Here is a 2,992-nt window from a genome sequence, read left to right as displayed (position 1 = left end):
ATCTCACTGGATTGCCGAGGCAATACACGTAATGGGAAACTCCATGGGTCTTTTCACCAAGAGCGTCGATGGATGTGAAGCGGCAGAGGACGGGGTCGTAGTGGCGGTTGAGGAGGTCGTAAAAGGAGTGGCGGCCATAGCTTTCGAGGCGTGAGCCTTGGAAGAGCGGCTGGTCCTCGGGCATGCCGTACTCCTCGCCGAACAGAGAGCCGCCGGGATAGTAGTGGACGGCACTGACAAGGCGCAGCGTGTCGGAGACCACACAGCGCACGTTACCCTGGTAGTCGTTGAGAAGGTAGTGGTGGTGGCCGCCCTCGTAGTAGCCCACAGGGGTGACGATGCGCGACAGGCTGCCGTTGCGGTACTCGTAGTTGCCGCAGTAGGCGTAGTCCATATGCGGGGTCGGTGCAAGCATGCCATCGACTCTGCCCAGGCTGTCGCGACGATTGCCCGGAGGCCAAATTACGCTTATCCCCCGAGGCGAAGTACTGCCCGAAAGAGCCGGCTGCGCTCCCACAGGCGACGGAAAGACAGGGCGAGGGGTTATGATTGAGTCGAGACGAGGAGGGAGACTGTCCCATGGGAACGACGGATGCCCCGGTCGCAGGGAGTCGGGATAAAACGGCAAGAACGGCTCCTCATCTTTACGGATTAATTCGTAGCTGTGGGCCATCGAGCGCTTGTGCAGCACACCGGTGGCATCATAAGCGTATTTCGCCAGATAGTCCACCGCACGTCCGGTGGAGTATTGCGCCACAGAGGGGTTGCCGAAGCGGTCGTAGGTGAAGCTCTCGCCGCGAAGTTCGTCCTCGACGAGACGTCCGGCGGCATCGTAGTTGAAGCCCACGGTCTTGCCTTCCTTCACAGCTCCGATGACGGAGTTGTCCATCGTAGAGACCGTAGCCGTGTTCGGGGCTACAGTCGCCGACAGCATCTGCGCGCCACGGTTTTCGAAAACGATGTCCTTCACCGGCCCGAACGACAGCTTCGTCCCGATGCCGGACACTTTCTGCCGGTCGGTAAGGCCACAGGCCTTGAGCGTGGCGAGGTTGCTCCCCGCATCGTAGCTGCGGTATTCGGAATAGTCCGGCGACTCGGCGATGAGCGTCGCCGGACGGCTACCCGTCTCGCCGTACACAGCCGACACCAACCGGTCAGCACCGTCGTAAGTGTAGGTGTAGCCGCGCCACAGGCCGTAATCATACATGTCACGATGCCGTTCATTGGGCGTGGATTGGTTCACAATCCACATCAACCCGGGCGTTCCAAACCGAAAGTTGCTCATACCCTATCCTACAGTTGGTTTTTCATCAGAATGGAGTCGGGCAGCAAATCCCGCCTGAAGAATTCCTCCCCGTCCTCGAACTTATAGTAGATGAGTCCATGCTCCTTGCTCCATACGAATTTCTCTACCTTATTTTTTATCATAGAGTCCCAATATTCAGAATATCCCGAATTAGTACTATCAGCAATTATACACTGACTATATGTTTTATTATTATGTTCGTACATACGAGTTTTAAGTGGCCCTTCAAGATTACGTTTGTCAAATCTTGAAATTCTACTCCCTAAATCTATAATAAAATCTAAAGAATCCGCAAGATTCTTTATCAAGAGCAGACCTCCATCTATACTAATTCTATCATGTTTAATTATATAGCCATATCCGGTATTTGCATTATAATTAGGGACTCTACCTGTGCTAATATAAAAAGGACACCTATCATTATACAGGAATTTTTTAGTAACTGTCATTACATCAGTATTTCCAAGATTTGAAATAAATGTAATGGTATCGCCTACATCATAAACATCTACCCATTCCAAATCTTCATCTGACAAATGCGTAATCTTGCTGTAAATACAAGATTGAAATACGACCAAAATGCCGACAAATATTACTCTGAACACATTCATGGCTTCAAATATTCAATGATTGTTCTAATTTTATGCGCATCAATCCCACCTTGGTTACCAATGATTATCGGGATTATTTGCCCCGGAATTGACATGTCATACATCCTCTGGCCTACATTAATTGCATCTGCCATAGAAATCGAGCCATTACTATTCCGCTTATAGGTGATATAGTTTATGATATCGCCGTCATTCGTTAAACCATGCCTTACTCGTGTGGTAGTGCTTAATGCAGCAGGATTGAACGTGATAGCCTTTCGTCCGGTCTTGATGCTGGAAGCCGCTGCTTCTCCTCCTCCCATGGAATGGCCTAGGAAAGTAAGCTCAAATTTATTGAATCGCTTTGATATAATTGTTGCAACATTAATTGTTAAACTATACCTTGGAGACAATCCGACTAGCTGTGCTATGTCATCAACAATATCTTTGGCCGAATCCGTTCCCGGATATGCATATGCAAACTCATATGATTTATCTGCTTTCTGACGCATAAAGAGTGTCCCATGAAAATTATATCCTTCAATCAATGGAGATGATGAATCAACTTCTCTCCAACCCGTTTCTTTAAGATATCCCAAGTAAGATTCATAATCACCATCATGATATGCCATACCAGACATCAATGCAGACTCAAAGCCAGTTGGCTCCAGACCTGTAGGATCCCGAAAACGGATAGGGTTGCCGAGCGTATAGCTATATGACGAGAATGGATAGTACGACTCAGACTTTTTATCGATGGAGGTGAAGCGGCATAGGACTGGGTCGTAGTGGCGGTTGAGGAGGTCGTAGAAGGAGTGGCGGCCGTAGCTTTCGAGGCGCGAGCCTTGGAAGAGCGGCTTGTCCTCGGGCGTGCCGTAATCCTCGCCGAACAGCGAGCCACCGGGGTAGTAGTGCACTGCACTGACAAGGCGCAGTGTGTCGGAGACCACGCAGCGAACGTTCCCCTGGTAGTCGTTGAGCAGGTAGTGGTGGTGGCCGCCCTCGTAGTAGCCCACAGGGGTGACGATACGCGACAGGCTACAGTTGCGGTACTCGTAGTTGCCGCAGTAGGCATAATCCATATGCGGTGTCAGTG

General features: G+C 50.3%; 3 protein-coding genes. All 3 read right to left on the bottom strand.

What is annotated here, in order from left to right; genetic code table 11:
* The coding region (locus QZ303_RS10590; RefSeq protein ID WP_295732559.1) for an RHS repeat-associated core domain-containing protein at positions 1-1,285 on the bottom strand (1,285 nt) is incomplete at its 3' end.
* Positions 1,286-1,293: 8 nt separating this feature from the next.
* Entirely contained in the window at positions 1,294-1,428 is a 135-nt protein-coding gene (locus tag QZ303_RS10585; protein ID WP_295732557.1) for a hypothetical protein, read from the bottom strand.
* A 485-nt stretch (positions 1,429-1,913) separates the two neighbouring features.
* The coding region (locus QZ303_RS10580; protein ID WP_295732554.1) for an RHS repeat-associated core domain-containing protein at positions 1,914-2,992 on the bottom strand (1,079 nt) is incomplete at its 5' end.

Source organism: uncultured Muribaculum sp. (genome assembly GCF_910583865.1).
Taxonomy (GTDB): Bacteria; Bacteroidota; Bacteroidia; order Bacteroidales; family Muribaculaceae; genus Muribaculum.
Note: the sequence above shows the minus strand (reverse complement) of the source record. Positions and strands in the feature narration are given on the sequence as shown.